Source organism: Mycobacterium sp. AZCC_0083, assembly GCF_014202335.1.
Taxonomy (GTDB): Bacteria; Actinomycetota; Actinomycetes; order Mycobacteriales; family Mycobacteriaceae; genus Mycobacterium.
In genome coordinates this window covers 156,250-179,933 of the sequence record NZ_JACHGP010000008.1, presented here as the reverse complement: position 1 = coordinate 179,933, position 23,684 = coordinate 156,250, and the positions used below count along the sequence as shown (strand labels likewise).

Annotated in this window: 20 protein-coding genes and 1 pseudogene; 4 read left to right on the top strand and 17 right to left on the bottom strand. The window is 65.7% G+C overall.

Annotation, left to right across the window (positions count from 1 at the left end; translation table 11 throughout):
- Nucleotides 1-84: 84 nt before the first annotated feature.
- Nucleotides 85-427, top strand: a pseudogene (locus HNP02_RS42895) (hypothetical protein); the annotation flags it as partial.
- On the opposite strand, the gene HNP02_RS20860 reads toward HNP02_RS42895, so the two are convergent.
- Complete coding sequence (locus HNP02_RS20860) at nucleotides 338-955, bottom strand: TetR/AcrR family transcriptional regulator (RefSeq protein WP_184442059.1); 618 nt, start codon at nucleotides 953-955, stop codon at nucleotides 338-340. The pseudogene HNP02_RS42895 and the gene HNP02_RS20860 sit on opposite strands and share 90 nt — an antisense overlap.
- Before the next feature lie 68 nt (nucleotides 956-1,023).
- On the opposite strand from HNP02_RS20860, the gene HNP02_RS20855 reads away from it, so the two are divergent.
- Together HNP02_RS20855 and HNP02_RS20850 are read left to right on the top strand one after the other, a co-directional pair.
- Nucleotides 1,024-1,479, top strand: coding sequence for an SRPBCC family protein (locus tag HNP02_RS20855; protein ID WP_184442057.1), 456 nt, complete (start codon nucleotides 1,024-1,026; stop codon nucleotides 1,477-1,479).
- A 724-nt stretch (nucleotides 1,480-2,203) separates the two neighbouring features.
- Nucleotides 2,204-3,166 carry an endonuclease/exonuclease/phosphatase family protein gene (locus HNP02_RS20850; RefSeq protein WP_184442055.1) on the top strand — a complete coding sequence of 321 codons (963 nt, stop codon included), beginning with the start codon at nucleotides 2,204-2,206 and terminating at the stop codon, nucleotides 3,164-3,166.
- Between the two features lie 951 nt (nucleotides 3,167-4,117).
- Here HNP02_RS20850 and HNP02_RS20845 read toward each other — a convergent pair.
- The 3 genes from HNP02_RS20845 to HNP02_RS20835 form a co-directional block, all read right to left on the bottom strand.
- Nucleotides 4,118-5,437, bottom strand: a complete 1,320-nt coding sequence (locus HNP02_RS20845) for a cytochrome P450 (RefSeq protein WP_184442054.1) — start codon at nucleotides 5,435-5,437, stop codon at nucleotides 4,118-4,120.
- A 90-nt stretch (nucleotides 5,438-5,527) separates the two neighbouring features.
- On the bottom strand, nucleotides 5,528-6,310 hold the full coding sequence (locus HNP02_RS20840; RefSeq protein ID WP_184442052.1) for an alpha/beta hydrolase: 783 nt from the start codon (nucleotides 6,308-6,310) through the stop codon (nucleotides 5,528-5,530).
- The gene (locus tag HNP02_RS20835; RefSeq protein ID WP_184442050.1) at nucleotides 6,307-7,500 is read right to left on the bottom strand and encodes a glycosyltransferase family 4 protein; all 1,194 of its coding nucleotides are present in this window, start codon (nucleotides 7,498-7,500) and stop codon (nucleotides 6,307-6,309) included. Before HNP02_RS20835 ends, HNP02_RS20840 begins: the two co-directional genes overlap by 4 nt.
- Nucleotides 7,501-7,596: 96 nt before the next feature.
- Here HNP02_RS20835 and HNP02_RS20830 point away from each other — a divergent pair, with 96 nt between their 5' ends.
- Nucleotides 7,597-8,625 carry an endonuclease/exonuclease/phosphatase family protein gene (locus tag HNP02_RS20830; protein ID WP_184442048.1) on the top strand — a complete coding sequence of 343 codons (1,029 nt, stop codon included), beginning with the start codon at nucleotides 7,597-7,599 and terminating at the stop codon, nucleotides 8,623-8,625.
- 13 nt (nucleotides 8,626-8,638) lie between these two features.
- Here the strand turns inward: HNP02_RS20830 and HNP02_RS20825 are convergent, their stop codons facing one another.
- The 13 genes from HNP02_RS20825 to HNP02_RS20765 are packed head-to-tail and all read right to left on the bottom strand — an operon-like array spanning nucleotide 8,639 to nucleotide 23,665.
- Nucleotides 8,639-9,409, bottom strand: a complete 771-nt coding sequence (locus HNP02_RS20825; RefSeq protein WP_184442046.1) for a glycoside hydrolase family 16 protein — start codon at nucleotides 9,407-9,409, stop codon at nucleotides 8,639-8,641.
- Nucleotides 9,410-9,438: 29 nt separating this feature from the next.
- Nucleotides 9,439-10,014: an acyltransferase gene (locus HNP02_RS43565; protein WP_309241644.1), complete on the bottom strand. Its 576-nt coding sequence runs from the start codon at nucleotides 10,012-10,014 to the stop codon at nucleotides 9,439-9,441.
- On the bottom strand, nucleotides 10,011-11,228 hold the full coding sequence (locus HNP02_RS20815; protein ID WP_184442045.1) for a glycosyltransferase family 2 protein: 1,218 nt from the start codon (nucleotides 11,226-11,228) through the stop codon (nucleotides 10,011-10,013). Before HNP02_RS20815 ends, HNP02_RS43565 begins: the two co-directional genes overlap by 4 nt.
- Nucleotides 11,229-11,251: 23 nt before the next feature.
- Nucleotides 11,252-12,943, bottom strand: a complete 1,692-nt coding sequence (locus HNP02_RS20810; protein WP_184442044.1) for a GMC oxidoreductase — start codon at nucleotides 12,941-12,943, stop codon at nucleotides 11,252-11,254.
- A complete protein-coding gene (locus HNP02_RS20805; RefSeq protein WP_184442043.1) occupies nucleotides 12,940-13,965 on the bottom strand; it encodes an aldo/keto reductase in 1,026 nt (341 codons plus the stop codon). Before HNP02_RS20805 ends, HNP02_RS20810 begins: the two co-directional genes overlap by 4 nt.
- Nucleotides 13,962-14,993 carry a polysaccharide pyruvyl transferase family protein gene (locus HNP02_RS20800; RefSeq protein WP_184442042.1) on the bottom strand — a complete coding sequence of 344 codons (1,032 nt, stop codon included), beginning with the start codon at nucleotides 14,991-14,993 and terminating at the stop codon, nucleotides 13,962-13,964. The genes HNP02_RS20805 and HNP02_RS20800 overlap by 4 nt, the downstream gene beginning before the upstream one ends.
- The gene (locus HNP02_RS20795) at nucleotides 14,990-15,955 is read right to left on the bottom strand and encodes a glycosyltransferase family 2 protein (protein ID WP_184442041.1); all 966 of its coding nucleotides are present in this window, start codon (nucleotides 15,953-15,955) and stop codon (nucleotides 14,990-14,992) included. Before HNP02_RS20795 ends, HNP02_RS20800 begins: the two co-directional genes overlap by 4 nt.
- Nucleotides 15,952-16,767: an alpha/beta hydrolase gene (locus tag HNP02_RS20790; RefSeq protein WP_184442040.1), complete on the bottom strand. Its 816-nt coding sequence runs from the start codon at nucleotides 16,765-16,767 to the stop codon at nucleotides 15,952-15,954. Before HNP02_RS20790 ends, HNP02_RS20795 begins: the two co-directional genes overlap by 4 nt.
- Nucleotides 16,764-18,002 (bottom strand): hypothetical protein, encoded by a 1,239-nt coding sequence (locus HNP02_RS20785; protein WP_184442038.1) that lies wholly within the window; start codon nucleotides 18,000-18,002, stop codon nucleotides 16,764-16,766. The genes HNP02_RS20790 and HNP02_RS20785 overlap by 4 nt, the downstream gene beginning before the upstream one ends.
- 2 nt (nucleotides 18,003-18,004) lie before the next feature.
- Nucleotides 18,005-19,738 (bottom strand): hypothetical protein, encoded by a 1,734-nt coding sequence (locus tag HNP02_RS20780; protein WP_184442036.1) that lies wholly within the window; start codon nucleotides 19,736-19,738, stop codon nucleotides 18,005-18,007.
- A complete protein-coding gene (locus HNP02_RS20775) occupies nucleotides 19,735-21,396 on the bottom strand; it encodes a glycosyltransferase family 2 protein (RefSeq protein ID WP_184442034.1) in 1,662 nt (553 codons plus the stop codon). Before HNP02_RS20775 ends, HNP02_RS20780 begins: the two co-directional genes overlap by 4 nt.
- A complete protein-coding gene (locus HNP02_RS20770) occupies nucleotides 21,393-22,715 on the bottom strand; it encodes a lipopolysaccharide biosynthesis protein (protein WP_184442032.1) in 1,323 nt (440 codons plus the stop codon). The genes HNP02_RS20775 and HNP02_RS20770 overlap by 4 nt, the downstream gene beginning before the upstream one ends.
- Nucleotides 22,715-23,665 (bottom strand): glycosyltransferase, encoded by a 951-nt coding sequence (locus tag HNP02_RS20765; protein WP_184442030.1) that lies wholly within the window; start codon nucleotides 23,663-23,665, stop codon nucleotides 22,715-22,717. Before HNP02_RS20765 ends, HNP02_RS20770 begins: the two co-directional genes overlap by 1 nt.
- Nucleotides 23,666-23,684 lie beyond the last annotated feature (19 nt).

Below are 23,684 nucleotides of genomic sequence, written 5' to 3'. Positions count from 1 at the left end.
ACGTTGGTACGCAGTGTCGGCGCGGATCTTGAGGAGCGCTTCGCGGAGCTCCTCGGGTATCGAATCCGTCCGGTCGGGAAGGCCGACTCACCGGTCGCACGGGCCAACCGCGCACTCGCCGTCGGTTTCGCGACGGCTTCGAGGCCGGGCTATCGGCGCTGGACGACGTTGCCGACGATCCACGGCTGGCGCGGTCGGGCACGGTCGCCACGATCCGGGCCGATCTCCTTCGGCGCTCCGGGCGTCTGCCCGAGGCAGCGCAGTGGTACCGGATCGCGTTGACACACAACGGGTCCGCGCCGGCGCGTGAGTTCCTGCACGCAGGCTGGCGGAGTGCTCACACCCGAGAGACCAAGCCTGCCAACAGAATTGCCAGCAGATCTTGAATGATCCGCTCCGCTTCGACGGGGAACAACGTTTGGCGTGACCACGCGCCTGCTGCACTCACGACGGCGTGCAGTCCGGCGACGAAGTAGAGCCGATCGGATTCGTTGAAGCTGGTACCGAGCGCAGCTTCGACGAGCGTCGTGAGTGCGGCACAGTTGCGTTCGCCTTGGATGCGGTTTCGCGCGCCGGAACGCGAAGCGGTGTGGCGTAGAAGTTCGGGGGATGCCTCGATGAGTCGGTGCAGCGTGGTCCGGCCCAGCAGGGACGTGGCGATCAGCGTGGCGACTGCGTCGACCGGGGCTGGCGTGCCGAGGTGGTTCAGATCTGCGGAGAGATCCGCAATCCAGGCGACGTATTGCTCATCCATCACGTCGAGGAACAACTCCTCGCGCGATCCCGCATGGCGAAGCACATTGCTCGCCGCGAGGCCGACTCTGGTGGCCACCATCCGCAAGCTGATCTGATCAACAGGCGTATCGCCGAGTAACTCCACTACCGCCCTGTGGATTTCGGTGACGCGCTCCCCTCGTTGTTCGGGTGTGCGGGCGCGTTGGAAGTCGTCGGCCACTCCGCCTCCCTTCTTGAAATATAATAGAGCGCTGTTCTATTATCGCGTACCAATCATAGGAGGACTCGATGGCTCGTTCATATTCCCTGTCGGTCGAACGCAGCGGTCACGCAAATGCTGAGACCGCCTTCGATCTCCTGCGCGATGCCAAGACGTGGAAGGACTGGGCCGGCTCGCCCATCTCGTTCTCGGGTTGGCGCGAGGTGTCCCCCACCGATGATTCGGTAGTGGGTCGCGTCCGCCTGGTCGGAACTCACCGCTTCAAAACGGCGGAGCAGATCACCGATGACGAACGACCGGTGCTGCACGGGTACCGGATTCTCGCCAACTGGCCCGTCAAGGACTACCGAGCCCGGGTCGTACTCACTGCCGGAACCGAGGGGATGCTGACCGTGACGTGGTCCGGTGAGTTCACCGAACGGATCCCAGGCACCGGAATCCTGTGGCGGCGCTATCTCACACGATTTCTCGGAAACCTCGCCGGGCGCTTGATCGCTCACGCAGAGGTCGCCCAACGGGCGTGACACGCGTTTGCAATTCTAGCTAACTAGTGTCATTGACCGGCGTTAGTACGGGAGCAGCTCGTAGTCGGTCTGCCTTTCGGCCGTGGCGCCGCCAGTGGGCACGTGGCCAAACCATCAACGAATTGTTACCGCAACGTCAATTACTATGTGGCAGCGTCAATTACCGCTCTGGTCCGACGACGTCATCCACGTAGAAGCCAAGGGTAATCCCCCATTTCCTTATGCGTTGTCCGGGGCTACCGTTTGAGTACCGGAATCCATTCCGGCAACTGATCCACCTCCGGGGGCATCATGCTTGGCGAGCTACTCAATCCGCTGGGGAGACCTCTGACCCACTGGCTCCACATCCACCACAGGTCCGAGCCATTGGACGACTGTGACGGCGCCTGCCCGGTGTGCGACTTTCCGTTCGGGGAGATGAATCACATGTGCATCGGTGGTCCGATCACCCCGGCTCGCGATCGCTCGGCCTAGCGCCCGAATTCAAGCCCGGCCTCACTCCTCAAGGCTCCGCCGACAACGGCGGCGCCTTAGGATTTTGCTGGCGCCTGACGCCGGTCGGCTCGACGCCCGCCGGTCGTCAAGATCGATCATGGACTGACCAGGGCCGACTGTCGGTTCCGTCAGGCACCCCGTCGTCGCTCATCGACTGGTAGCCTGCCGCCAAATGCAGGCGCAGAGGAATGACATGCCCTCTCGTCGCCCGCGACTTCGAGTACGCCTGATGACGCTGGCGTACGTCGCTGTGCTTTTCTCCGTTGCCACGATGGTCGCGCGGGCCGTGCCGCTCTCGAACGTCATCGCCCTGGTCGTCGCCGTCGGATCGCCCTACGTCCCACTGGTGGCCCTGTCGGCCGTGGTTATGTCCGTGGCATGCCGCCGGATTCTGCTGTCGATCGTCGCCGTGGCGGTCCTCGCCGTCACCGTGGCGGTCCAGGTGCCCTGGTACTGCTTCGGGCGTCCGGCAGACGTCGGCCAACACGTCGACATCAGGGTCCTGTCATCGAACCTCCGCAAGGGACGGGCGGACGCATCGTCCTTCGTCGAACTGGCCAAGGCAGACGCGGATGTGATCACCGTGTCGGAGTTGACGCCCGAGGAGGTCGAACGCTTCTCGCAAGCCGGTATCGCAGAGGCGTTTCCCTACTCCGTACTCACCCCAGCAGCCGACGCCGGGGGAATCGGCCTGTACAGCCGATTTCCGGTGGCGATGTCTCCGACGGCGAGCGACCGCGCTACCTTCGCCGCGGCGCGGTTGCGCGTCCCCGGCGTGCGCTTCGACCCGCTGGTGGCCAGCGTGCACGTCATCTCCCCCGTAGCGTCCGACGCGGATTCATTCGGCTCGTGGCGAACCGGCATCACCGCCACCAAGACGCGGTTGGACGGCTTCGCCGAGGCTGCTGGTCCGGCGGCGGTGATCGTCGCCGGCGACTTCAACAGCACACCCGACATGCGCCAGTTTCGCGATCTTCTAACCAACGGTTACGGCGATGCCGTCGAACAGACCGGTGCGGGCTTCGCGCCGACCTTTCCTTCCCGCACCTGGCATCCGCCGTTCATCACGATCGATCACGTGCTGACGCGCCAGGCCACCGCCACGGCGATTCGCACGGTCTACGTCAGCGGCTCCGATCACCGCGCGCTGCTGGCCACCGTCGCAGTGCCGCTCGACCCCACGGCATCGTGAGCAACACCGCTGTGAATACGCGGGAGCCTTGTATGCCCTGGAAACATCTCTCGGTCGCCTACGGCGGGGCTACTCGCCACCGCGTACGGTGCTCGGCTTGAGCTTGCGAGCAGCGCTACGCCCGCAACTGGTCGTCCACGAGGCGTCGGATGTTCCCGACCAGATTGGCGGAGGCGCGGAATATTATTCGACGATTGGTTCACAGATCGCCGACCTCGTGCCGCCAATACTCGAGTTCTGCCGGCAGGGTTGATTGACTGGAAAGTGGTCTAGGCCAACGGCACCGCTCAGTGGGAGCGCGTGACCGGAGTGATGCGATCGGATCCGCCGCCGCGTGCGGCCAGTTTCCCGATGAACCGCTTCAGCACGCCGTCCGACCGGTAGCCGCGGCAGTCCCCAGATTCGCAGAAGCCACAGTCCGATCCGGCTCGGTAGTGCTCATGAGCAGCACGGTCATGTCCGCAGCGGCAGGTATCTGGCATGACCTCCACGATCGTCGTCCGCCCTGAGATGGCCGTCAATTCCAGCTGATAGCCCGCTGAGACTTGGACTGCTTGATCATAGGCTGGGCGCCGCCAGGGGAAACACCCAGTGGCCGGTACCGAGTGCGATCCCCACCGAGCCGCCTGTCGCGTCGTCCCGACGTTCGTCGTCGGGCCGTTCCGAACCGGGTGCCTCGCTTGCCGAATGCTTCCCACGTAGGCGCTCGGGAATGACGGACCGCCACCAGGGCGGCCGGGGACCCGTATACCGTGGGCATTCTCCAGCAGGACACAACGCGCAATCGGAGCCGGAGCGATAGTGCTCGTGCGCGACCCGCTCATGACCGCACCGACAGATCTCCCTGGACACCACTCAACTGTACGTCGCGAGATGCTCATCGCCGACCGAAACCAGAGATCGCACACGTTGCGATCGTCAAGCACGGCAACGGCGTTGACCTCGGCGCTTCTAGGCGGGCCTGCGCCGAAACAGTACGACGCGGCCGTCGTCGCGTGGGGCGAACACCACCCCTCGGCTCTCCCGTCGCTCATCGGGTGCGTCGGTCGGTGCCAGCGCGAACTCTCCCAAGACGGTCCGCAGCACGACCATCATCTCCATGTTCGCGAACGCCGCCCCTGGACACCGCCGCGTTCCCCCGCCGAACGGAATCCACGAGTACATCCCCGGGTTGCTCCCGAGGAACCGGTCCGGGTTGAAGGCGGTCGCGTCCGCGAACACCTCCTCGTTTTGGTGCACCAGCCCGATGTTGACCGAGACGATGTGTCCACGCGGAATGACCCAGGGGCCCAATCGAATCGACTCCGCAGTCACCTCGCGGGAGACCGCATCGATGATCGGCCGGGTACGCAGCACCTCGTGCACCGTCGCCTGAAGTAGCGCGGACTCCTCCGCGTCGACTTCGGCCACCACACGTGCCAGCACCTCTGGGTGACGCCGTAACCGTTCCACCGCCCAGGTCAGCGACGTCGCGGTGGTCTCGTGACCGGCGACCAGCAGGGTGAACAGCTCGTCCCCAATGTCGCTGTGCGACATCGCAGTTCCGTCGTCGTAGCGGGCCTGCAACAGGAGAGACAGGATGTCGGTGCGCTGATCCAGTACGGGATCGGATTCGGCACGGGCGATCAGCACACCGAAGATGGCGTCGAGTTCCTCGCGCATCGCCCCGAGTCGCCGCCATGGGCTCCACCGGCCGAAGTCACGGTGCAGGGCCGGCACCATGACCAGCTTGGAACCGAGCCTGATCATCTTCGGCATCAACGACCGCAACGCGTCGAACTCGGCACCCTCGGCGCCGAAGACACCCCGCAGGATCGTATTCATGGTGATCCGCATCATCGATTCCCGCACCGGAAACTCTTGCCCCTCAGGCCAGTCCGCTATCTCCTGACGAGTCTCGGCTTCGATGAGCGCCTCGTAGGCGCGCATCCGGTCACCGTGAAACGGCGGGAGCAGCAGCCGCCGGTGCCGCAGATGTTTCTCGCCCTGCAGCCCGAACGACGAGCCTGCCCCGAGGACCAGTCCGAGATTGGGTTCGGCACCGCGCACGGCGTCGGTCGGATGTTTGAACAGTTCCTTGGCCAGTGCCGGATCACTGATGACGACGGCGGGGCCGAAGAACGGCAACCGCATGGAGAACGCGCTGCCGTACCGGTCGTAGAACGACTGCATCAGTTGCTGGCCACGGGTCAGGTAGGCGAAGTCCTGGGCAATCTGCGGCCAGCGGGGCGCGGGCGGCAGCCGAACCGCTGCTGGTGTCGTCTGCGTCATGCGCCGTGCCCCCTACGGCCGATGCTCACCCATCATGGCTCAAATCCAGATGCGTCGATGGTATCGGGGTTTACGCCGACGCGCGCTTCGTCAGCGCCGTGCGCCGAGCCATTTCGCGACGTCATCGCCTTGATAGCAGGCCGAGGCCACGTGACCTCCCTCACATTCGACGATGTCGATCGTCGCGACCGAACCAAAGTGCGCGGCAAAGTCTTTCCCCGTGGCACCCGCGGGAATGACGGTGTCGTTCTTGGGCAGGTACAGCCGGAACGCGCGATCGGCGAACGCGCTGGGCGGCCATGTCATCGGGTCGTCGGATGCCTCGACCGTCCCTCCCCACGGCCCGGTGATGTAGTCGACTTTGCGGGCCGCGGGTGGAATGCCCATGAGCGGCGACACCCCAACCACGCCCTTGACCTGCCTGTCGGCGTCCTCCTTGAGCAACGTCAGCGCCGCCAAGCCGCCCATCGACTCGGCGACGAAGAACATCGGCACTGCGCCGTACTTCTCGCGTGCACCCGCGATGAGCCCTCGATAGTCCTGTTGTGACGCAGGGTTGCCGAAGGCGTTGCCCCCTGCGTCGGCGGCGACGACGGCATAACCGGCACGCAGCGCAGGATCGAAGAGGTTCCTGTGCTTCTCGTCATCACGGATCACCCGCGCGGTCTGATCCGCGCCGTGGAAGTAGACCAGCAATCCCTTGATGTCTTGGCCGTAATCCGAAAGCCCGAGCGTTCCAGCACCATTCACCTCTGTCTCGACCACCTGAAACCCATAGTCCTTGTCACCGTCCTTGGCGCCGTCCTTAGAGCAGGACACCAGGCCACAGGTCAGTAGAACGGTCGCCAATGCGACGAGGATTCTCCGGGTCATACCGAAATCGCCCTCGACACTGCACACATGTCGGTCAGCACCTCCATGTTTCGAGCCGCTTGCGCCTCGAGCAGGTGGTGTGAAAGTACGTGCGCGCGAGCCGATGTGCCCATCTGGGAACGCAACGCCGGGTCCTCGACCAATCTGCCGAGCGCATCCCCCAGGTCGTCGGCGTCGCCCGGCGTGGCCAGAAGTCCGGTGGTCGCATGCAACACCGCCTCGGGAACGCCTGCGACGCGATAGGCGACTACCGGTTTCCCGCACGACTGTGCCTCCAGCAGCCCCAGCGGCATCCCCTCCACCATGCCTGCGTGCACGACGACATCACTGGCCTGGAAGAGCGCGGCCATGTCGTCTCGGCGACCACAGAAGTGGGCCTGCCCGGCGGGCAGTGCCTCGGCCTCGGCACGCACCCTTCGCTCGTACCCGGGATAGGCACTCGTCGTTCCGGCCACCACCAGCCGCACTCTTGGGTCGCCGAGGCGCCGGACCGCGGTCAAGAGGTCCTCGATCCGTTTCGACGGATCGAGCCGGGTCGCGGCCAGAACCATGATGTCGTCGTCGCCAACCCCGAGGCTCGCCCGAAGTGCGTGACGTCGGTCACTACCACCCGCCGGCTCCGGCGACATCGCGGTGGCGTCGACGCCGTTCGGTATCACCCGCACACGGTTTCGCACGAGTGCAGGAAGCCCCGCCGCTACCGCTTCACTGACCGCCACCGACTGGGTAGCCATGCGCACCGCCCCGGTACGCAGCCACCGGCCGAGGCCAGGTATCGCTTCCTCGTGAAGGTGCAGCACCACCGGCGTGCGGCACATCCGCCCGGCGAGACTGGCATCTGAGTGGACCCAGTGCGCGTTAGCCCAGATCGCGTCGTAGCCGCCCGCGCGGACCGTACGAGCGATCATTCGGGCCACCTTCACCCCACCGCGGCCCTCCCGCACGATGCCGGACAGGGTCGGCCGGTGGCCCTGGTCGCGAATGTCGCGTTCCGTCGGAATGTCGAGGTGAACGGCATCGAAGCCGGCCTGCCGCCACGCGTCGTGCAACTCCAGTGAGCGCGGTCCAGCCAGGGTCAGGTCCGCTCCTAGCTCCTGCAACAACGGAGCGAGCCGCAGGAGGTAGCGCTGGGCTCCCCACACGCCCTTGGCCTGGTCGAGGACCAGTATCCTCAGCGGCCGCGAACTCACAAGGCGCCCTTCCCTCTTGATCGCGACATCAACCCAGGCTAACCGCCGAACGAGTCCGCTGCCGGGTTGCTGAGGTCGGGCGATCAACTACAGTCGGTGAGCATTGACACTCTCGATGCCCATCCAGCGGCCAAGCCGGTGACGCGGAGCTGGGTGCGCGCACTGTTGACCATTGTCGCGGTGGCCGCGCTCGCGGTAGCGGTCGTCGGAGTGCTCGCACGCTTCGTGCCGCTCGTGAACCACGTCATCATGTTCGCAGCGGCGCTTTCGCCCTACTTGATGACCGCAGCCGTGCCGTCCGTCGTCTTGTTCCTCTCGGGCAGGCGCTGGGTGTTGGCGATCGCAGCCACCGCAGTGTTGATCGTTGGAGTCGCAGTTGAGTTGCCGCTCTTCACATCTGAGCACAGTGACGCCGGAATCAAAACCGTGCCGCTGCGGGTCATGACGGCGAACATCTATTTTGGTCGTGGCGACGCGCATTCACTGGCTGCGACGGCGAACGCGAGCGCCGACGTCCTGGCCGTACAGGAACTCACACCAGAGTCGGTGGAGAGACTGTCGGCCGCGGGTTTGGACACGTCCTTCCCCTACCACGCCCTCGACGCGCGGCCCGGCGCGAGCGGTGTCGGTGTGTGGAGCAGGTTTCCCATCACCTCGTCGAAACGGATAGCCGCCTACGCGCTGGCGATGGTGAGTGCACGCATCAAAGTCGAAGGCGTGCAGGTCGATCCGGCGATACTGGTGGCGCACATGGCGGGACCGTGGCCGCAACCCATCGACGACTGGCGCGGGGACATAGAGCACATGCAGGCCACGATGAGCGATCTGGCCGCATCAGCAGGCGCGGGCTGCGCGATCGTCGCAGGCGACTTCAACAGCACGCCGGACATGCGGGAGTTCCGAAACCTGCTTCGTGGCGGTTTCCAGGACGCCTCCCAACAGGCAGGCGCCGGCTTCAACAGGACCTATCCCGCCAATAGCCAGGTGAATCCGCCCATCATCGCCATCGATCACGTGCTGACCCATCAGTGCACGGCGACGTCGGCCGAAACGACCGCACTGCCCGGGTCCGATCACAGGGGCCTGATATCCAGCGTCGCCGTACCGCTGGCGCCGAGCGGATGAGTGCACGGTCTCGTCACCCGGGTGGGGCACCCGGTTCCATTGGTACGAACGGATATTGGCGCACCCAGTCGACCGCAATCTGCCCCCCGCCGGTGAGGTCGCCGCCGAAGTTGTCGAGTTGAATGCACATGTGCATGGGACCTGCCGGAACGTGGCGGGCGGACTCGAACCAGGGCGCGCCATCGACGTAGCCGGTGATGCGGTCGGGCGTCCAGTCCACCGCCCAGCTGTGCCACTGGGTGGCGTCGATGGCGATGTCCGCGTGGTCGTTCGGGTCGACCATCGCCTCGATGCTGGCCGGCCGGGCATGCAGCACCGAGGCGGTCACCTGGGTCCTGGCCGGGTCGAGGATCTCCATGAAGTCGATTTCGCCGTCGTTGGGCCAGACGTTGGAGTCCGGCCAGAGTAGTGCGACCGAGTGATAGTTCGGCGACGCCGGTGTGGATTTCATGCAGACCTCCCACCGGCCGTAGAGCTGACCGGGAAGCAATGCCAATCCGCCGGAGTTGCCTTGCTCGTCTCCGGTGATCGTGAGCACTCCGTCCCCAACGGTCAGGGCATTCGGTGTGCGAATGCCATTACCCCCGTGTCCGGCACCGGCGTAGACCTCCCAGTTGGGACCGGCCGGGTACTCGTCGAAGTCTTCGGCCCGATTCGGCGGGCCCCAGCCGAGGGCGTCGGCGGCGGTGGCCGCGCACGGGTTGGACGTCGGTTCGGCAGCGGCCGGTGCGGTCGGCGCCAGCATCGCCACCGTGGCGGTCACCGCTGCCAGCCGCAGGCTCATCACGGATCCATCCTGCCATTGCGGGACGGTCACGTACGCCGCCAACCGTCGTCGACGACCAGTGTCCGGACCACGCGTGCGGGGTTGCCTGCGACCAGGGTGGCATCCGGGACGTCCTTGGTCACGACCGCGCCCGCGGCCACCACCGCGTTGTCGCCGATCGAGACACCGGGCAGGATGATCGCCGATCGACCGATCCACACGTTGTCGCCGATGTGCACCGGCGCTCGTCGGACACCGCTGACGCTATCGACCTCGTGGTGGTCGGTATCGAAGATCCCGACCAATTCACCGATCCGGCAATCATTCCCGATCTCGACGTGGTGATGCGCGACCACTGAGGCCCCTTCGTTGATGAACGTGCGGGCGCCGACGCGGATCACGCCGCCCTCCGCCGCACCGAACTCGGATCGGAGCATCACTCCGCGAAACACGACGTCGGGCCCGACACTGACGTGGCCGCGGGTGAACAGAATGGGCGGCCGGCCCGTGCACAGCACCAAGCCTCTGCTGTCGACCTTGCGCATCCTGAAGTACAAGGTCGCGAACGCCGACGAGATGGCCGCCCGAGGGTTGGCGAAGGCGTCGGCGAGTCCGAACCTCACTCGGGGGCGTTCCTCGCCGCCCGCTGCTTGCGGGCCTCGCGCACGTACAGCCAAGCGCCCTCGAGCAGTCCTCGTCGGCCTGCCCGCAACAGGTGGTCGGGAAATCCCGCCGGCGGGCCGCCCTGGCCGCCCGTCTTACGGTTGGCGAGCATTCTGCGCATCCCGCTCGGCACGATGCCGACGATTCGCCAGATGCTGCGTGGCGACGCATGGAGAGTGCTCATGTAGAACGCGGTCAGACCCGCTGAGTAGCCGAAGAACTGCTTCTCCAGCGCTTCGTCGGTGCGCCGGTGATAGTGCCAGGTGACCGCAGGCGGCCAGTGCAACACTGCCGCGCCCTTCCGCAGCAGCAATGACAACGCCAGCGTCTCCTCACCGCCATGCGTCAACGTTCCGGCGCCGAGACGGGTATCGAAACCTCCGATTGCCCGTAGCGCGCCCGTGCGGAAGGCCATGTTGCCTCCGGCGCCGAAGTTGGGCAGCGGATACAACGGGTCCGGCACGGATGCCGTTCCGGCCCGCAGTGTCTCGGGCAGCATCCCCCTGCCCTTGTTGAACCCTCCGTACCGCTCGAAGTTCACCTGCGCGTCCGTCTCGAGTTCGGCGGGCAGCATGACTCCGGCGACCGCGTCCGGTCGCGACGACGCCGCGAAACCTCGCTTCATCCAGGTCATCCAGTCGCGGTCGGCCACCTCGTCGTCGTCGATCCACGCGATCACATCGGACTCCACCTCCGCGAGCCCCCGGTTCCGCGCCCTCGACAGTCCCGGAGCGGGTTCGTGGCAACTGCGAAGCGTCAGCCCGGTGAAGCTGGTCAGATCGGCCGCCACGCCACCATCCCGCGAGTTGTCGACCACGAGGACTTCGAACTTCGAATCCGACTGGGCGGCAAGGCTTGCCAGCGTGGTCAGCAGGCCGTCGCGGCGGTCGCGGGTACAGATGACCACCGTCACCGACAATTGCCCGGCGTCCGGGCAGTCGGGCATCGGCGGGATGTCGGGCACCGCGGCGCCGTCGACCACATCCGCCAGCGACAGTGACGTGTCGTCATCGACGTCGAGGAATCGCGTCGCGACGGCCACACCGTCGCGGCGGATCAGACACCAAGCCGAGGCATACTGCTCGACGTCGACGGATGCCCCGTCACAGGTCGCCAGGTCGACGTCCAGGACACATGCGGGGCCGCGGAGTTCACCGCGTTCGATATGGTGCACAGTCGCGCCTCGATTCGTCCGTGTTACCGCGGGCCATAGAGCTGGTCGATCAGTCGAACCGCGAAGACCACCACCATGAACGTCGAGTTGGCCTGTCCCGAGGTGACGAAGACGGAACTGCTGACCACGTGTAGATTTCCGACACCGTGGACGGCAAGGTTCTGATCGACGACGCCGTCCTCCGGCGCTTTCGACATCCTGGTGGTGCCCACCTGGTGGAAACCGCCTCCGGTGCGGTCCAATACAGCCGCTTCCAGATCGTCGGAGAGGTAGTCGAGCCTCCCGATGCCGGTATCACGCAGGTATTGGTCCCACTGTCGGTGCGCTTCGAGAACTCCACGAATGTCCGCGTCGGTGAACACGATGTCGATGTCGAGCTTGGGCATCCCGAGGTCGTCGGTCTCCTCCGCCAACGTAACCCGACTCTCGAAGTGCGGCAGGTGTTCGGCGTGGTACTGGAAGGGATAACGGTTCTCCGGGTTGGGCACGAAGAACCCCGGCGGTTTGCGCCCACGCGCGAAGAGACGCTTGACACCGAAGTCGACGATGAACCGGATGGTCGAGATCGGATGTCGCGCGATGTTGGCAAGGTGGGCTCGCACCGGTGACCTGGTCGCCATGCCATATGGAGTTCCTGGGATCCTGTTACCCGTCAATGAGAGTCGCTGCACCAGTGGCGCGAACAGGAATCCCAGCGGGGAGATGAGCAACAGGTAGGTCAGCGAGAGTTGGGCATTGGCGTGGCGAGCGTCGGCCAGTTCGGGATTGGCGATCCAGCCCGAGATGTTCGGCAGGCCGTGCTCGAGCTGGTATCCCTCGGCGAACGTGAAACGACGTCTGACGTAGGAGCCGTCGACGTCGCGTTCATACCAGTAGATCGTCTCCTCTGGCGGCGTGGTGAGCACCAAGTCGGCGACCACCCCTTCGAGGTGCGCCATGTACCACCGGCCCAGGTGCCCCGAGTGGTCGCCGATACTCCGATCGCCCGGCCCTGGAGAGCACATCAGCAATCTCGTGCTCTCCAGACCGCCATTGGCGATCACGATCTCGTCGCCACCGACACTGAACGACACCCCCGAAAGCGTTTGGCACTCGATCCCGGATGCGCGGGTCTGGTCGTCGTCGAGGTCGATCCGCACGCAGGTCGAGTCCGTGATCACCCGAATGCCCGGACTGTCACGCAGTTCGTCGTAGTACACCTTGCCGAAATCAGTGGGGAGCGACCACCTTTCCAGGGCCGACGTCGAGATGTCGCCGTCCGGCAGGCCCGGAATCATTTCTTCGGGAAGGTGATCGAGCACGTGCGCATCGAACACCGGCCGACCGCAGAGCATCCACTCGCACGCGCGCTCGAAGTGTCGCTGCACCTCGTCGTAGCCAATCGGCCACACGGACTCGGGAGCGATGTCGCGCTCGATGAAGTCGATGCGGTCGTACGGCACGCAACGGCCGCCCCAGATCGCCGAGGTGCCACCGAGTTGACGGCTGACCGCGAGCTCGACGGGAGCGTGCATCTCTGGCCGCTTCCTCCGTGCCACCGAGAGGTTCTGGTATGCCCTGCGCGGCTTGCGGTTACCGGTCTCGACGAGGATGACGTCGACACCGCGCCTGCAGGCCTCCAGCGCGGTGACGATGCCCGCGGGACCGGCCCCAACGACCACTAGCCGTGACCGCAACCTAGTGTCGTTGGCGAGATCGTTGCCCGAGATGATCATCGCGCGGCCTCCGTTGCACGGCAGGCCTGGCGGATGGTGCCGGCGACCTCGTCCTCGTGACGGAGCGCGACGTTCGCCGCGGCACAGGCTGCGCGGACGTTCTCGGTCTTCGTCGATGACAGCAGAACCACACCGAACGGGTTACGCCGCACCGCATCACGCACCAACAGCGCGAAGACGACGCGCTGGTCGGTGATGTCAGCGTCGAGCAGGTCGCTGCACCGCCGCCGCAACGCCGGATCCTTCTCCAGCACCGCGCGGACGATGGGCAACGTCGCGGCGATGAAACCGAAGGTGATCGTCGGCCGCTGCTGCTGCTCGGGATCCGGTCCCGCGAAGCCACCGGTGAGGTCGTAGGGGAACTGCATGGCCGACGCGCGCCGCGACAGTTCGGTGAGATTCCCGTCCATCTGGGACAGGTCACCGGCCGGTCCCCAGTGCCCGATGACACCCCGCGACTGCTCGGTATCCAGATAGTCGGCCAGTTCGCTGATACCCGGACCCAGTTGCCCAACGGGCTCGTGCAGGAAGAAGTAGTCGATGCGTTCCGTCCGCAGGGTCCGTAAGCTGGCAGTGAGGCAACGCCTGGCGTTGCCGACCGAGTAGTCGTGCGCCCCGTAGAGGAGCCGTCCGACGGTTCCGGAACCCCGCTTGGCACCGGAGGTCTTGACCTTCGCCTTCAGCCCGGACGACCGCCGCAACACTTGACGCGCCGGCGGTTGAATCCGACCAGCAACCCGGCACAGACGGGTCGGCCGGATTCCGAACTTCGTTGTGACACAGATGTCGTCACGCCCATTCAGGAAGGACGCCAACTCCGATTCGGCGACCCCGAGGCCGTAGATCGGCGCGACGTCGAACCGTCGAATTCCCGCGTCGTAGGCGGTCTCGAGCACGGCCATGCGATCCCGTCTTGCGGGAAGTCCGTAGAGGCTGGCGCAGCCGAAACCCAGGGCAGCCGTGCGCTGCTCGGCGGACCCGTCGGCCCGCACCGAGTGCTCACCACCGACAGTCGGCGTCATACCGCGACCTCCAGACGCGACCGAGCGTCGGCGTATTCGGCCAGCAACCGTTGGCGCAGCACAGAGACCGCCGCGCGCTTGCGGGCCCGGATCGTGGCCGATTCGGCCAGTGCAGCATTCACCTGGTCGAGAAGCGTTGCCGCAGTGAGTTGATCGGTGCGAATCAAGGACGCCTCGTCGTCGATGGAGCGCGCGAAGTCGCGACACTTCGGCTGATACTCCAACGCGACGACGGGGGTACCCGACAACGACGCCAGGATGGCGGCGTGGAGTCGGGTGACGATCGCGACCGAGCACTTCGCCAGTACGTCGGCCACACCCACCGCGTCGGCGGGCAGCACCACTTCGGTACTGATGCCGTCGAGTGCCGCCCTCGTCCACCGTTCGTCATCGGGGTTCAGCAGTATTCCGACCACCCGGTGACCGGACTTCGACAGCTCACGCAGGACCGCAGACGTCCGCTCGACGAGGGCGTCGGGATCGTGTCCCCACAGGTCGTCGCCGAACCCGAGGTTTACGCCGATGAGGCCATCCTCCGGTTCGACATCGGGCAGGGGTAGCACCAGAGCCGGGTCACCCGAGATCGCGACCTCGAAACCGGCGTCGGCGAGCAGTTCCGCGCTGCGGGGTCCGCGGACCGAGACGGTGTCGAAGTCCTTCAGTATCGGCACCCATCGGTCGATCTCACCGTCGCCGGAATGGCTGCGGTACCCACCGAACACGGGGTCTTCCACCCCGATCCCAATCGCGTACCGCTGCCGCGTTCCAGTCGTCTTCGTGGCCCGCGTCACGATGGCCCGCCAGTTGCTGCGGCCGACGCATGTCCCGCCACCGATCACCAGGTGACTGCGACGTGCCCGGCGATCGGACCCCGTGACGACGGCGCGCAGTCTCTCCCGAGGCAAGTGGGGGTGGTCCAGGAACGTCGCACCAGGAAGTTGGGCGCGCACGGCGTCGTACATCGCGTCATCGCCCAAGTTTCCGCGACCGTGCCAACCAAGGTAGGAGATGAGGGGACCTGTGGTCATAGTTGTACTCCGCACTGTCGTGACCGCACAGCCGCAAGCCATTCGCGGGCGCACTCGACGTCGTGTTCACCCACCATGCGCAACCGCAGCTCGCGCAGTCTGTGCTCGGGTAGTGCCAGCATTGCCACCGCCCAACGCCAGTCCTCCGGGGATCGGCGCAGAATTCGGGGCAGCTCCTTGACGAGGGACAAGCGCTGTCCATTGCACAATCGTTGCTGAATCTCGAACGCGCCCAGATGAAGTGGGCGGGATCGATACCTTACTGTACCGTCCCCGTACCGCTGGGTCATGTCGACGAATGCACGGTACTGGTCCTCGAGATTCTTGTGGCTGTAGGACTTCGACCACTGGCGCTGCGCGACCAGCAGTTCGTCCACGCACACCAAAGTGCCTGCACGCGAAGCCTTCAGCCACAGGTCCCAGTCCTCGACGAACTTGGCGTCCTCCCGGAATCCGCCGACCTTGTCGAACAGCGAGGTACGCATGAGCACCCCGGATCCACCGCCAGGGACCATGTTCTGGCGCGGCAGCAGTCGTTCGACCTCCTGTGCGGTGGGCACCCGGTGGCCACCGACCGGTTCGAGACGTTCGTCGACGAAGATCGAACTGCACGCACACCAGTCCGCCCCGGCCGAGGTAAGCGCATCCAGTTGACGCCGCAGTTTCGTTGGCGCCCAGAGATCGTCGTCGTCGCAGAACGCAAGCCACGGCGTCTGCACCGCACGGGCACCGTCGTTCCTCGCCTTCCGCTGTTCGGTGGGGACGTCGTGGTGCACCACCGTCACGTCGGGGTAGCTGCTCAGCAGGTCGGCGGTTCCGTCGGTCGAGGCATCGTCGACCACGACGACGGTGACCGATACCTGTTCCTGGTCCAGGATTGCCTTCAGAACGTGTGGCAGCACATCGGCGCGGTTGTGCGTCGGCACGACGACGGTCACGGCGTCGGGAGCGACCGCACTCATGACCTGGCCCTCGCATCCATGGCCGTGAACCACTTGATCACATCGGCGGGCTGGACACATGACGGGTCTGAGTGCCCGCCGGAGCAGTCGACGATTGAGATGTCGGAGACCTGTCCGAACTTCCCCTTGAACGCCTGCGCATTGGCGGTCGAGTTCACCACCGCATCCCCCCTGGTGACGTAGAACCTCATGTTCGCGCGTGCAAGGTCCTCGACCGGCAACGCGAGCGGATTGAGCGACTGCTCAACGGGATTCGGCGGGTACTCCTCCCGGAACGTGGGCCATTGCGGGGTTGCGCTTGCGACGTCCAGCGCCGGGTTGATCGCGGCGAGACCGCGGATCGGCGTGTAGTCGGAGGCCATCAGGCTGACGGCGGGAATCGCGCCCATCGAATCGGCAAGCAGGAAGACGTTCTGGATCTTGTAGTGCTGCATCGCGACCGAGGCGAGCTGGCGGTAGTTGTTCACCCTCGCCGGGTTCGTAAAGTCATTCCCGCCTGCCCGGCTGGAGACGATGGCGTACCCGGCCTCGATCAGGTCCGACGTGAGGCCGCCGAAGAGCGGGTCGTTGGTGACGGTGAACTCGTCCTGATCGACACCGTGAAAGAACACCACGATGCCGTGCACCAAGACATCTCGCTTGCTGACCGCGAGTACCGACTCACCGTCGACCTGGATTCTAAGATAGTCGAACTCGGCCGTCTTGGTGCTGCACGACGTGACGAGGTTGACGAGCAGCACCAGCAGCGACGCGAACGCGATGATCACCTGGCGGCCGCTCGCGGCCGACCTCGACGTGGTGTCACGGTTCATGTCGGTCCACCAGATCGGGACGGCTGCGGTGACTCCGACACCAGGCCGACGGGGTCCGATATCGCTGCGTCCACTGCACGCTGGATGAGGTCGGCGTCAATCGCGTTGTCGTTGAACGCCACGTTGATCGAGATCATCCGTCGGTTGTCGCCGAAGAGCACCGTGAGGCCCAGTGGTCCGTCCGGTGGCACGCTGCCGCCATACACCGGCGGAAGATCGGTGAGGAAGGGCAAACCATCGATCTCGGGTGTCCGGCCCATGTTGGTGAACGTCAACCTGGGGAGTCCGTTCGGGTCGAAACTGGTTGTCGGGATCGGTGTCGCGAATCGACTACGTGCCGACGTGAGTATCTGATTGGCCAGCGGCCTTGCCGAACTCATGGTGGTCCGCATACTCGCCGACAGTTCCTCCGGCGCCATCTCGGCGTCGATACGCATCGGGACGCCTGCGAGGAAGTTGCCATCGATGTAGCGCCAGCCGAGGTAGCGCCGGAGGTCGACCATGACCCGTCGGTCGTCGGAGGTTTCCAGACCGACGCGGCGCATTGCGCGCAGCATCAACGCGATCAGCAAGGCGAAGCGGCTTGCCTTCGGTGCGAATTGCGCTCCCCAGTCGAACAACTCATCGGCACGCGACCTGGCGAGCGACCCGTAGACGGTGCGGCGCGCCGGAGTCCATGGTCTCTGTTCGCCAGGGCCGACCGGTGCGTCCGTCGTCAGGGAAACCCTGTCGCGGACGGCGTCGCGCAGCAGCCGCGGCGCACCACCGAACGTCTTGGCCGCCGCGCCAAGCAGTGGGGACGATCTGGCCCGCTGCACTGGCCACGGCACGAGCTCCCCCGTCAGCGCGCTCTGCAGCACCGTCGAGATCGTCGTCAGGAACAGCCGGCCGTCCCCGACACAGTGCGACATCCGCAGGCCGATGTGGTTGGGGTACCGGATCAGGCACAGCGGCGACGCCAGTGCGGCGTCGCCGGCGATCGCGTTCAGTGTCGAACCGACGTCGTCTCCTGGCCAGTCGCGTTCAACGACAACCGATTCGAGCGGGCGGTCGTCGTGCCACTGCCACGACGCGCTGTCGAGCCGCCAGGTAAGACGGCTGTGGGGATGAACCCGGGAAATGGCAGCTACCGCGTCGCGCAGGGCATCGGTCGTCGGCATTGCGATCGGCCCGCAGAGCACGCTCACGTACGCGTCGGCCCATGGTCTGTCGCGGCGTTGGACTTTGGCGCTCATCGTCACTTGCCGAGCTTGTCCGTGTCGACCTTGTGCACGAACACGGTGATGCCCTCACCGTCGAAGAAGGGCTGCCAGCGTTCGGTGTCGCGCTTGAGCCATTCCTTGAGATTCGGCAGCGCGTCCCACGGGAGGATGCCGAAATACCAGGAGTAGACCCGCATCTGGTCGGTGATGATGAGATAGGTGGACGCATCAGGGCGACTGTTCAGCGCGTAGACGAACTCCTCGTAGTCAGTCTGCGAGATGAAGTGTCGTCCGGCGAGGTTCGCGGCGTTGATCATCAGACCGTCGAAGTGCGCGTCGAACCGCGCGTAGTCGACGTAACGCCACGAACTGCGTTCCGGCCACACCGGCGCAACCGCGGTCAGGTACGCAGGTAGCTCGGCTTGACCGAGAACCACGCGCGCCGTCTCGACCTGCGACTTGGGCATCACGTTGGCATACCAGGATCCGGTGTAGCCCTGCGCGGACAGCGCGGTTGCGATGCCGAGGGCGGCAAGACCCGCGGCGTAACGCCTTATCCCGCCCTGCAGAACACCAACCAGCACCGGCGCCAGGACGAGACAGCAGCCGATCAACGAGTACAGGAAGACCCTGAACACCGCCTCCCCGCCGTAATTCTGGCCGCCGAGGATCAGCATCGGGCTGAGCGCCAGAATTCCTGCCGCCAAGAACGCCTGCTTGCGACGCCACCGAACGAGCAGCACGATCGCCGTGACGATCCACATGGCCGCCGACAACCCGCGCACACCCGCGCTCGTCACCCTCTGGCCGAGGACACCGACGGTCGGGATGTTGGTCTTGGCGTTGTCGAGGACGTCTGACGAGAACAGCGTGTACTGCGACGCCTGGTCCCAGTTGTAGAGCAGATACGCACCGAGCATCGCGGCCAAGGGAATCACGATCCACCACGGCTTCATTCGCCGCGTGATCACCAGAAGCCCGATGACCATGAGCGTCCAGTACGGGGTGAGCTGATGGGTGACGGTCGCGGCGCCGAACAGCAAGATGATCAGCAGCGTGCCGACGGGTCGGTCACGCGAAAGCCCCACCAGCATCAGGACACCCGCGACCAGCAACATGACGGTCGCTTGCGGCGAGAAGTAGTCCTGTTCGACCCAATTCAGGGTCGACACTAGGAATGTCGCGGTCAACGCGATCATCGGGCGCAGGCCCCAGCATCGAGCCACCCCGAAGACGAGCAGGGCGAAGACGACGTGGAACACCGGCGTGAACCAGTGCGCGATCGCGGTGACGGGCGCCCCGGTCAGGTCGGAGAACCAGGCCGTGAGCGCGAACAGGCCAGGCCACCCGTTGTAGATGTCGACATCGCGGGCCAAGGTGTGGGCGTGCTGGATGTAGTCCACTACGCCGAGGTGTTTGTACGTCCACGCATACATCGGCATGTCGGTCGCGACGGCCCTCGGCAGCCGTTGCACGATGATCGTCACCACGATCGCCACCACCATCGCTGGTGCGTTCGCCCGTCGGACTGCCACGGCAAAACCCAAGGCGGCCAGGAGGATCGAGGCCCCGTAGGCCGGTGAAGCAACCGCGAGCAGGCCCCACTGGGAGGGGACGGCAGTCGGAATGGTGCGCTCGCCGATGACGAACAGGACCAGCGCCAGTGTCAGTATCGCCCACGGCAGCCAGCCTCGACCGCGGATGCGCGGCTCGGCCGTGTGGCTGGCGGGTGCGGCCGAGGTGTGTTCGACGGCGGACGTTGCGGTCATGGCACGGCGACCGCTCGCCGTTGGGCCAAATACGCACACCGTGCCAGACCACCTGCCGTGGTGGCCAGCGTCAGGCCGAGCAGCACCCCGATTGGGTGATAGACGTTGACCATCAGCAGCCCGGTGACAGTGACCACACACGCGGCAAGGCCGACCACCGGAATGAGCGGCAGCACCGCGTAAGTCGGGAGATGAGGGTACCAGGAAAGCAGCAGACTCCCGGGTCCAGCCAGCATGAACGCGGCGACCACTAGGATCAGTACCGCAGTGGGCAGCGTACGGATGGCACCGATCGACCCAACCGCGCCGAGAACTGCCGCCAACAGTGCCAGTCGGCCGGCAATGATCACGTTGCCAGGATCACCCCACATCTGACTGCGGCGAAAGTCCAGTGCCCGGAAGGACTTCCACGAACGGAGCGGATTCGCATTGCGCCCAGCTGCACGCGCTTGCACCAGCGCCAACGGTCCCCGCAGAACTCCCGCGAGCTCACGCCGGTCCAGTCCGTCGAGGCTCGGTTCGGTGTCGAGGACGTCGGACTGGTCGACCGCGGTGATGCCTCGCAGGTGCTGGATGCCCGGGCCGACCCGGCGCAGCACCATCCCAACGGTTTGGCGATGTGTCAGCAGCTTGGCGATCCAGCCGCCCAGCCCCAATCCGTAGTTGTGAATCTGCGTCTCGAGTTCTTCGGCGGTGCGCCGATGCCGGTGCCACACCACCGCCGACGGTTCCCGGACCAGCTTGTGACCCGCCAGCAGCACCCGGACGAACAGGTCGATGTCTTCGCCTCCGCCGGTCGGCGACCCGATGCCAAGGCCCTCGTCGAAGCCGCCGAGCTCGGTGACCGCGTCACGGCGGACCGCGAAGTTGGCGCCGGTGCCGAACTGCGCGACACGCAAGGGGAACAGGCAGTCGTCCTCCGGAGGATCTGCCAGGGCGTACACCGCGGCGTCGCACCGGCGGGCCCATCCGACCCTACGATCGAAGTAGGACTGTGCTGGAGTCAATAGCTCTGCGCTGGGGACCATCCCGCAGACGCAGGCCACCCGATCGTCTTCGACGAACCTGGCGGCCAGGTTGGTCAACCAGGATCGGTCGACCAGAACGTCGTCATCGGTGAACGCGACGATGTCGTGACCGGGACTCCTCAGTGCGGCGTTTCGGGCGATGGACAGCCCCTTCCCCGGCGCTTCGATCACCCGAACTGGCATGTCGGAGAAGGACTCGACGACGGGGGGAGTCAGCCCGCTGGCCGGATTGTTGTCGACCACGATGAGCTCGAAGTCGGGATAGTCCAACCGACTGAGCGCTCCGAGAACGGCTCGCAGATGGTCGGGCCGGTCCCGCGTGCACACCACGACCGAGATCGGCGGGAACGCGGTGAGAGGTGCGCTGGCGGCAACCGGCGGCAGTGCGCCGACGCGAGCCAACACCTCGTCGCCGTCGATCGTCGCGTTGGTCACCGGCATCTCGACGAAGCCGCGCGGGCATCCCTTGGTCCAGATCAACAACCGAGCGCGGGAGAACTGCTCTCCGTCGACTAGGTGCAGCCAGCGATCGCCGAGGTCGGCCTCGTTGATCTGGCCCACCCAGGTGGCGCCCCTCCAGAGCCCCTGCTCGGAATCGATGGAAGTGATCGGTTCGAGAACACTGGTCATGTCGCCTCCTGGTTCGCCGTGTCGGACACGGAGGCGCGCCGTCCGCGTCGACGCGTGAAGAGCACGTGACCGCAGATCGCGGTGATGACGGCCAGTTGCGACAGCAAGAGCGCGATTGCACCACCGAGCGCGCCGTGGTCGGAGGTCAGCGCAGGCATGATGCTGAGCAGTAGAACCGCGCAGAAGAAGTTGAACAGCAACGGCATCTTCATGTTTCGCCGGGAACGTTGCAACCCTGCCCACACCATGTAGGTGCACCGGAACACGGTGCCCACTGAAAGGACGGCGATTACGGCCGTCGCATTCATCGAGCCATAGTGCGGATTCAGCCACCGCAGCGCGGTGGGGGCCACCAGCGACAGTGCCAGCCCGCCGGTCACCGCCAGCACCAGCACCCTGATGAGGATTGCCCGTGCCATCGCCCCCGCTTCCGCGGGCGTGCTCGAGGCATGCACGACAAGGGACACCACGAGGGCGGCACCCATGAAGTCCAACGCCTGCACGATGGACAGGGACAGCGCGAACAGTGCCCCCTCCTTCGGACCGGAGAAGACCGTCACGACGAACGGTGTCACGTTGACCAGGCCCATGCTCAACGCCGACGACACCGTTGTCTGCGCGACGAAGCGGTCGAAGGTACGGGTGCTGATCGCGCCGGCGGTGGACACATCGGGCAGGTCGTCGCCGGAGTCGATCACGCGCACGATCGTCGGGCGGAGAATGGCCACCATCAGGATCGCGGCCAGCACGAACGAAAACTCGACCGCGTGCCATACGTGGGCGATGGCCAGCAGCGGCAGGAGCGCGATCTTGCCGAGGCTCACGGCGACGTTCGCCGCAGGCAGCCACCGTGCCCGGCCCAACGCGACGAGAGTCGAGTTCTGCAGTGTCAGTGCCGACCACGCCAGAATTCCCACCACCACCAGCACGGCGATCACGATGGATCCCCGCACTTCCCGGAGCCAGGTCGTGGTTGCGAGCGCAGCCCCGATGCCGATCACCAACGCCAGCCCGAAGAACAGCCGCTGGCCGCGCCGGTACAGGGCAGGGCGGTCCGGGCCCGCAGCCGGCAATAGGGCGGTGTAGGCGTCGCCGACACCCGCGGCCACCACGACGCCGACGGACACGATGACCGCGAGCACGGCGGTCATCACACCGAGTTTCTCTGGCGGAAACATCTTGGCGGCGATCGCCCAGAACGCCATTCCGAGAACGGCGTTCGCCACCGACGACGACGCCATCGAGCCGGCATCGCGGTACAGCCGCGCGGCGCCGAAGCGCGCGGGCTGCGGCTGCAGCGTCGACTTGGTTCGCAACATTAGGCTGCGGCGCTCCCCGTGGACACCGAAGCCACCCGCCCGCGCGCGTAGCCGACCCCGGCGCTGGCCAGGCCGGCCAACATCACCGCGCCCTGCCTGCGGGTGGACGGCTGTCTACCGGCGGACCGCCGCAACGCCTCGACGAACACGGTTCTGACGTAGTCATGTTCGGTCGATACCGCCGATCCGTCGGCGAGATGGCGTTGCATGGCGGCCTTGCCAGCACCCTCGGCATAACACCGGCGCACGAAGAACCCCAGCGATGCCCGGTCGGCAGGCACGTCGTGATGGATCACCGCGTCGGGGACGTACATCCAGTGGCCACCGCTGGCGGCGGCCATCCTGATGCACAGATCGGTGTCCTCCGGCTGCGGAATCGAGCCGCGCTTGCCGAAGTCGGTTCGGAACCCGCCGACTGCGCGAAACTCGTTGGTACGCACTGCCATGTTGCCCGACCAGACATTGCGGATCGGCGCGGTCACCGTGGGCAGGCCCTGATAGGAGCCGCCGACCACCCAGGCGAACTCGTCGGGGAACCAACCGGGCTTCGAGGTACGCCAGGACGGCTCGTACTTGCCGCCGGTTCCGACGACGCTCGGATACACGAACGGCCGAGTGAGAGTCCGCAGCCACTCCGGGTCGGCAGTCTCGTCGTCGTCGAGGAATGCGGTGAACTCCGTCTGTACCGCGCTCACACCACAGTTGCGCGTCGCCGATGCGCCACGCCCATTGTCGTTGCGCACCACCTCGATCCAACCGAACTCATCGGATAACAGGCCTGCTAGCCGTGCGTTGTTGTCCACCGCCACGATGACCTTGGCGGGTTCGAGACTCTGCTTGCGCAACGACACGAGGGCGGCCCGGATGCTCGGCAGTCGATGCTCCGCATAGCACGCCAGCACCACCGAGATGTCGACGTCCGTTTCGTCGTCAGCACCACTTCCAGTCACGAATCCTCCTTTGAGCAGC